The organism is Hyalangium versicolor (assembly GCF_020103695.1).
In the GTDB taxonomy this organism is placed as follows: domain Bacteria; phylum Myxococcota; class Myxococcia; order Myxococcales; family Myxococcaceae; genus Hyalangium; species Hyalangium versicolor.
Genome location: NZ_JAHXBF010000004.1, coordinates 569,266 through 576,278 on the forward strand (window position 1 = coordinate 569,266; position 7,013 = coordinate 576,278).

The following is a 7,013-nucleotide window of genomic DNA, read 5'->3' on the forward strand; positions in this document are numbered from 1 at the left end:
CCCTCGAAATTACCGCTCTACCGAGCCACATCGGGACGCACGCAGCTCGCGCGCACGCGCCTTCTGTCCAGCGGCCTCCAGTGCCTTCTCCGCCAGCGCCAGTGCCTCCGCCTTCCCCCACGCATCTTCGCTGACGGTCGCCTCCAGCGCGGCCAACGCTGCGTCCACTCCGCTCTTCGGTTCGCGGGCCAGCACACTCCGCGCCGCCAGACACGCCAGCCGGCTGCGGAACAGGCCGAACCCGCAGCTTGTCGCTAGCGACAGGCCCTGCTCCGCTTCGCGCAGCGCCTGCTCCGGTTGCTCCTCCTTGAGGGCAAGCCGCGCCGCCAGCTCGTGGCAGCGCAGCAGCATCTCCACCTCATTGGAGGCGCGAGCCCAGGCACGGGCCAGGAGGAGGTGCTCGCCCGCGGACGCCACGTCATCCTCCACCGCCACCAGCCCCAGCACGGTGTGGCAGTGCGCGACATGGCCATGCCACCCCAGGTGCTCACAGGCCTCCAGGTTGCGCTGCGTCGCCTCGCGCGCGAGCTCACGGCGGCCCAGAGCCAGATCGTGCTCCGCCTGCCACAGCGCGCGGCGGGCCATCGGCGCACTGTCCAGCTCACGCGCCCGATCGAAGTGTGCATCCGCCGCGGAGTCCTCGCCCAGATCGTGCAGGACCAGCCCCAGCAGGGCGGTGGTCCGCGCGATGTGGCCCCAGGCCTCGTGCTCCCGGGCCACGGACAAGGAGCGCTCGAGCAACAACCGCGCGCTCGTGAGCCGGCCCCGCAACCGCTCGGTGTAGCCCAGCGTCCGCAGTCCTGTGACGAGCCCCCCCACGAACTCCATGCGCTCGGCGAGCCCCGCGGCCGTCTCATAGCAGCGCACCGCGAAGTCCAACTGCCCCAGCGCCCCCGCGTAGAGGCCTCCCTCATAGGCGAGCGTGTAGCGAACGCGCTCGGGCAGAGACTCGGGCAGCCGCCGAGGATCTCCCTCCGGCGCGAAGGTCGCCGTCAGTCGCGCGCCCCGGCTCATGTCGCCCAGCCGCAGGCCCAGGTGCGGAAAGCCGCCCAGGCTTCGTTCGTAGAGCTCGTAGGCCTCGACAGGATGGCCCGAGCGCAACGTGTGCAGCATCAGCGCCTCGTAGGCATCCAACATCGCGCCTTCCTCGGGCGGCGGGTGCGGGCGCATGTCGAGCCGGGCAGCCAGGCGATCGCGCTCCAGCGCGTGGATGTGCTCGGGTGCAACTCCCAGCAGCGACTGGAAGTAGTCCCTCAGGAAGGGGTGGGTGGAATAGAGCGCCTGCCCCTGTCGCGCCGCGAAAACGAGCCCCAGCCGCTCCAGCCTCGCCAGCGTGCGCCGCAGTTCGGCCTGTCCCATCCCCGAGAGGCTGCCGGCCAGAGCCCCTCCTGCCTGCGCGATGGCCTCCAAGGATTCTTCACCCACGCCTCCGCCGAGCACGCAGAGACGGGCGAGCAGGTCCCGCTCACGCTCGGGGAGCGCCCGCGCGTAGGCTGACAGCACCGTCTGGAGCCGACGCGCCAACGCATCGTCGCGCGCGGCCTCGGCCAGCGGCACCTCCTCGAAGCGCCTCACGTCCCCACCGAGGAAGCCTCCCACGTAGGAGCCAATCATCGACACGGAGAGCGCGTGCCCTCCTGCGCTCGCGGAGAGCTCTCGGAGGGCGCCGCCACCACCTCGCAGGCCCCAGAGGCGCAGCAGGTCCACTCCCTCGTCCTCGGAGAGCGGCGCGAGCGACAGCGTCCGCAGGCCGTTGCCTTCCCAGGCCTGGAGATCCACGAGTGGGAAACGTGAAGTCATCAGCACCCGCGCGCCTCCCAGCCCACGAGCGAGCACCGTGAACAATCGCCGCAGGGACGGGTCCTGCAACTCCCCTCGCGAGCGCCCATCTCCGCCGTCGGACTGCACCCGCTCCAGCCCGTCCAGCACGAGCAGGTGCGGCGGCCCTTCGCCGAGCACTTCCTGGAGCCGCTCGAGGCGCTCGCCCGGCGCGGCCTCCTCCCCTCGCGCGAAGTAGCGCAACGCCCGGGCGAGGAAGCCCTCGATGCGAGGGTCCTCATAGAAGCTCCAGACGAAGACTCCCCCAGGCCTCGGCTCCTCTCCCAGCCCCGCCACGAGCCGCTCCGCCACCGCTGTCTTCCCCGTGCCTCCGAGCGCCACGAGTACCACCCCGCGCGCTGGTGGCTGATCCGCCGTGGCCCACGCCGAGAGCCATGCGAGCACATCTCCGCGGCCGACGAAGTGGCGTGCCCGCTGAAGGGCATGCGCGAAATGGGGACTCAGCTTCTCCTCGAGAGAGGACACTTCCCTGGGCGCGGGCTCGGAGGTGGCAGGCGCTGGAGGAGCGGCGGCCGAGGGTGACTCGACGAGCAGATCCTCCTCGGAGAGGCCCAGCTCCGCGGCAAGCCGTTCGAGCATGCGCCGGCGCGTGGGGTGGCGCACCGAGAAGCCCCCGCGCGCATCGTTGACGGCGCCCGACTCGTAGCGGCGGTAGGTGCGCACATCCACCCCTACAGCTGCGGCGGCCTGCTCCTGGGTCAGGTTCAGGTCCAAGCGGGCCTGGAGCAGCAGGGCATGGTGGAAGAAGCGGGGCACGGAAGGCCATGGTGCAGGAGGCAGCCCCTGCCTGTCACGAGGCCCGGGGGTTCTGCCCGGTTCTGCCCGGTCCTGCCCTGGAGGGGAAAAGCCTCCCGGCGCATCTTGAGGGCATGAACCTCACCGACACGATGCAGCCCCATCCTTCCCTGCTCCAGCGGACGGTGCTGGAGGAGGAGGAGTCCATTGTCACCGTCTCGAACTTCCTATCCCCGCAGGAGTGCAAGGAGTTCATCCGGCAGACCCTGGAAGAGGGGTACGAGGAGGCGCCCATCACCACATCCCGGGGCTTCCTGATGCGGCCGGACATCCGCAACAACACCCGGGTGATGAAGGACGATCCGGTGCTGTCTGGACGGCTCTGGGAGCGGATGAAAGAGCTGGTGCCCACCACGCACCGGCGCATCGGCTCGTGGCATCCACACGGCCTCAACGAGCGCTTCCGCTTCTACCGCTACACGCAGGGCCAGTACTTCAAGTGGCACAGCGACGGCCCCTTCATCCGCTCGTCGCAGGAACTCAGCCTGTTCACGGCAATGGTGTACCTCAACGAGGATTTCGAGGGCGGGGCGACAGACTTCCAGTTCGGGCCCAGCATCACCCCTCGCCGGGGCATGTTGCTGCTGTTCGAGCACTCCCTGGTCCACCAGGGCGCGCCCGTGCGCAGCGGCTGCAAGTACGTGCTGCGCACGGACGTCATGTTCCGGCCTTGAGGGACACCCAGAAAGGGAGCACCCCACTGTTGGATATGACTCCTTACCAACCGCTGCGAATCCTCTTCCTGAGCACGGGTAATGCCGCTCGGACCATTCTCGCTGGCACCTCCTGCAGGGTGAAGATGACGATGCGCTGGGCCTAACCGAACTGGATCAGCCGGATGCTGCGATCCTCGGGAGTCTCTCCTCTGGGTCACTGCGGCTAGTACGAAGAGCCTACGAGCTCGCCCCGTAGATGGCAGCGCCCAAACGGTTCGGGCCTCAATGTGCACAGGGCTGCAACGGCAGCCCCCCAGAAGGCGGATGGAAGCGGAGCGGAGCGATAGCTCGTCACGATCTCAGCTCAGAGCGCAGTGCCGAGTATTGACACCGAGCTACCTCCTCATGGAAGTACCAGGCGCCGGAGTGCTTCTCGCCTTGCGTCCCAACGGGAACACCGAGGGCGGGCGGCGAGCGTCAGTCCGCGAACTCCTGGTGCAGGAAGGCGCTCGCGGCGTCCACCTGGAGGCCCAGTCCTGTCAGCATCTTGCTGAGCTCCGCGTTCACCTCCTCGGTGTCTTCCACCTCATTGGTGTCTTCCACCTCATTGGTGTCTTCCACCCCATTGGTGTCTTCCACCTCATTGGTGCCTCCCACGTCGACATCGACCACATCCCCCTCGGTGTCCACACTGGTGCCATCTTCCGCCTCGGGGGCGAGGCCGCGGAGATCGAACTCCTCCATGAGAATGGCAAGCTTCGCCTTGGCGTCGCGCGCCACCTTCGGGTCGCGGAAGTCCCCGGAGGAGGCCTCCTCGAAACGCTCCTGCTGGCGCGCGTACTCACGCTGCAGCCCGGCGTCCGGCGCGCGATGCTGCTTGAGCGCGTAGCTGGCATCGGGGCCCTTCTTCAACCCCTCACGCACTTTCATCTCCTTCGCGATCACATTCAGCTTCGCCTTCGCGCGCTCAGCGACAATGGGATCCTTGTGGGCTCCATGGGTGGCGTCCTTCAGCGTCGCCTCGTTGTGCTTCTTGCGCGCCGCCAGATCCTTGTCCGACAAGCCGCGGATGTCCTTCGCGTACTTCTGCTTCTGCTCGGGGCTGAGCGGCTTCGCGGGCTGGGCCACCGGAAGGTTGCCGCGCCGGACCTCGGCGGCGCGAGCCCTCTCCTCCTTCTGGATCAGGGAGAGCTTCTGGCGTGCGTCCTTGGCCACCTTGGGATCCGTGGCCACGCCGGTGGTGGCCTCCTGGAGACGCTCCTGCTGACGGGCCTTCTCACCCTGCAGCCCGGCCGCGCCCAGTTTGTGCGTGTGCCGCGCGTACTCGGGGTTGGGAGCGTGGGTGGCGTTCTTGCGCGCGCTCTTCTCGGAGTTCACCACGCCCAATTGGGCCTTCAGCTCCGCAGCCTTGCCCAGATCCTTGTGCGGGCCGGTGGTGGCATCCTTGAACTGCGCGCGCAAGTTCTTCTCGCGCGCCGCCAAGTCTCCCTGGGACATGCCCCGCACCTGCTCACCCAGTTGGGCGAAGGTGGTCGGCTTGGGGAGTCTGGCCTTCGAAGGCGCCAGGTGCGAGGCATGCGCGCCCCCGGTGAGGAGGTTGGGCCCCTGGCGCGTTCCGTGGGCCGGCTGGAAGCTGCTGTGGCCGGAGTAACCTGGCTGCCTAGCCGGTGCATGGGCCGCGGACCGCGAGGGTGTCTGAAGGGCGTTGCTGCGAGCCGAGTGGGCCGGTACAGACGCGCGGGGCGCCAGGCGACTGGCTGCCGGGTGATGCCCAACCTTGTGGTGTCCCATGTGCTCTCCTGTGAAAGGACGCTCGAGACCCTGATCAATGAGACTGACACCCAATCCGGATGGAATTGGAATGTCCCATGCCCTCTGATCTGTGATTGAAAGGGGGAGGCCCTGCGTCGAGCTTCCAAGCTGTTCATCACCCCTGAAGAGGCCACTGTACTCGTGGGCAGTTTGATGCCTGCCAAGCAACGGATAGCCACACCGCGGCTGGCTCGGAGTACTAGGTTCACTCGCCTTCGCCGCTGGGCGCGTCACCACCCCAGCTTCCCCACCGATCGGATCCGCTGACGGAACCATGCGGCAAACTTCTCGAAGATTGAAGTCGGGGCTGTAAGCCGCCAGGTACACCTCGCAGGCTCCGACCGTCTCGATGGCCTGGCGCGCACCTGAGACTGTGTGAGCGCCCAGGTTGTCCATCAACACCACGTCTCTGGGCCATAGCCAAGGGCACAGTCGCTCTCGCACGAAGCGCAGGAAGACACGAGCGTTGACTGCTCCTCTGTGCACCATCAGCTCTGAAGCACCTGGGCCTACCCACAGCAGGTGCGAGGCTGGCCCTGGCGCAAGGGCCACCCCATAGGGCTCTGGCTCACCGCGGCCGCGCGAGACCGGTGGCTGATGAAAACCGATCGGCCCCAGCGCATACTCTGGGTTCCGCTGAGAGTGTCCCAAGAAGAGGTGTACACTGCGGCGCGAGCTGGCCGCGGGCTCTCACTCCAGAGGACTTCTCCATGCCCCCGGTGCATCGCCTCCTGCTGAGCGCCTCGCTGGTGCTCGCCTCCCTCCTCACGGCATGCGACGGTGACCCGCCAGCCCAGGAGCTGACGTGCGAGCAGGTGGACTGCGGCCCCGGCACCTGCGAGCAGGCCGAAGCAGCGGCCGTGTGCATCTGCCCCACTGAATACGTCTCGACCGGGCACAACTGCCGCTCGACCGACCCTGGAGCGACCCACGAGGAGGCAACCTTCCTGGAGCCCAGCAGCGGGAATGAAGTGCTCAGCGACAAAGCGGATGTGGACGTCTTCGCCATCCACGTCCTGGCAGGCCGCATGTACCGCTTCCGCTGCTTGGTTCGAGCCCCGTCCGTGTACGAGCCTATCTGCCCCGTACGGCTGACGTCCGAGTCCGGTGAGGTGCTCCCCATCAGCTACTGGCGCGGCGTGGTGGGGTACGAGGCCACTACGACCGGAACGGTCTACGCGGAGGTTCGGAACATCCCCTACTTCGACCACACCCCTTTTCCCATCCCCTATGACTACACACTGGAGGACGTCGGTCCGGACCAGCACGGCGACACGCCCGAGACCGCCACCTTCATCTCCCCATCAACCGAGGGCGACGCGGGGCTCGAGATTCCCGGTGATGTGGACACCTTCGCCTTCGATGCGCAGGCAGGCCACGTCTACCGCTTCAGCAGCGGTCAGTTCTCCATACGGCTGCGCGGCCCGAACGGCGAAGTCCTCAAAGAGGAGGCTCGCGTCCTTGTCCGCGAGTTCACTCAGTCCGGCCGCTATACCCTCGAGACGTATGCGATCCAGGACCGCTTCAACGACGGCGTCGGCCCTTATCGCTACAAGCTCGAGGATCTCGGACTGGGCGATCAGCTCCCCAAACCTTGACTCCAGGTCATCAACGACACCCCCATTTCGGGCTAAAGAGCTGCGGGCGCATCGCGTTCCAATGTGTTTGCGAAGTCGGCACGGAGATCGGTTGAGTAGCCTCGGTAAGACGCGTGGAAAGGAGCCCACTCGGATGTTCCGGCAGTCGGGGCCTGTGGACAGCAAGGGTTGACCGAGGCGCGAGCCTGGTACTGGGCTTGCCCCGGTTTAGTGGACACGGGAGTTATGCTGCCAACCTATCAGGTAGTGCGGCCCGTTCATAGTCCCTCGGGCTCAGGTAGCCGAGGCTCGAGTGTCGGCGCTTGCGGTTGTA

The 7,013-nt window shown here is 67.2% G+C and carries 4 protein-coding genes and 1 pseudogene; 2 read left to right on the forward strand and 3 right to left on the reverse strand.

Annotated features, from left to right (window positions below):
* Positions 1-9: 9 nt before the first annotated feature.
* On the reverse strand, positions 10-2,595 hold the full coding sequence (locus KY501_RS11625) for a helix-turn-helix domain-containing protein (RefSeq protein ID WP_224362931.1): 2,586 nt from the start codon (positions 2,593-2,595) through the stop codon (positions 10-12).
* Positions 2,596-2,708: 113 nt separating this feature from the next.
* On the opposite strand from KY501_RS11625, the gene KY501_RS11630 reads away from it, so the two are divergent.
* Positions 2,709-3,308 carry a 2OG-Fe(II) oxygenase gene (locus KY501_RS11630; RefSeq protein ID WP_224362932.1) on the forward strand — a complete coding sequence of 200 codons (600 nt, stop codon included), beginning with the start codon at positions 2,709-2,711 and terminating at the stop codon, positions 3,306-3,308.
* 459 nt (positions 3,309-3,767) lie between these two features.
* Here KY501_RS11630 and KY501_RS11635 read toward each other — a convergent pair whose 3' ends face one another.
* On the reverse strand, positions 3,768-4,787 hold the full coding sequence (locus KY501_RS11635) for a hypothetical protein (RefSeq protein ID WP_224362945.1): 1,020 nt from the start codon (positions 4,785-4,787) through the stop codon (positions 3,768-3,770).
* 609 nt (positions 4,788-5,396) lie between these two features.
* Positions 5,397-5,591: pseudogene (locus tag KY501_RS54265) on the reverse strand (transposase); the annotation flags it as partial.
* 221 nt (positions 5,592-5,812) lie between these two features.
* On the opposite strand from KY501_RS54265, the gene KY501_RS11645 reads away from it, so the two are divergent.
* Complete coding sequence (locus KY501_RS11645; protein WP_224362933.1) at positions 5,813-6,700, forward strand: hypothetical protein; 888 nt, start codon at positions 5,813-5,815, stop codon at positions 6,698-6,700.
* The last annotated feature ends 313 nt before the right edge of the window (positions 6,701-7,013 follow it).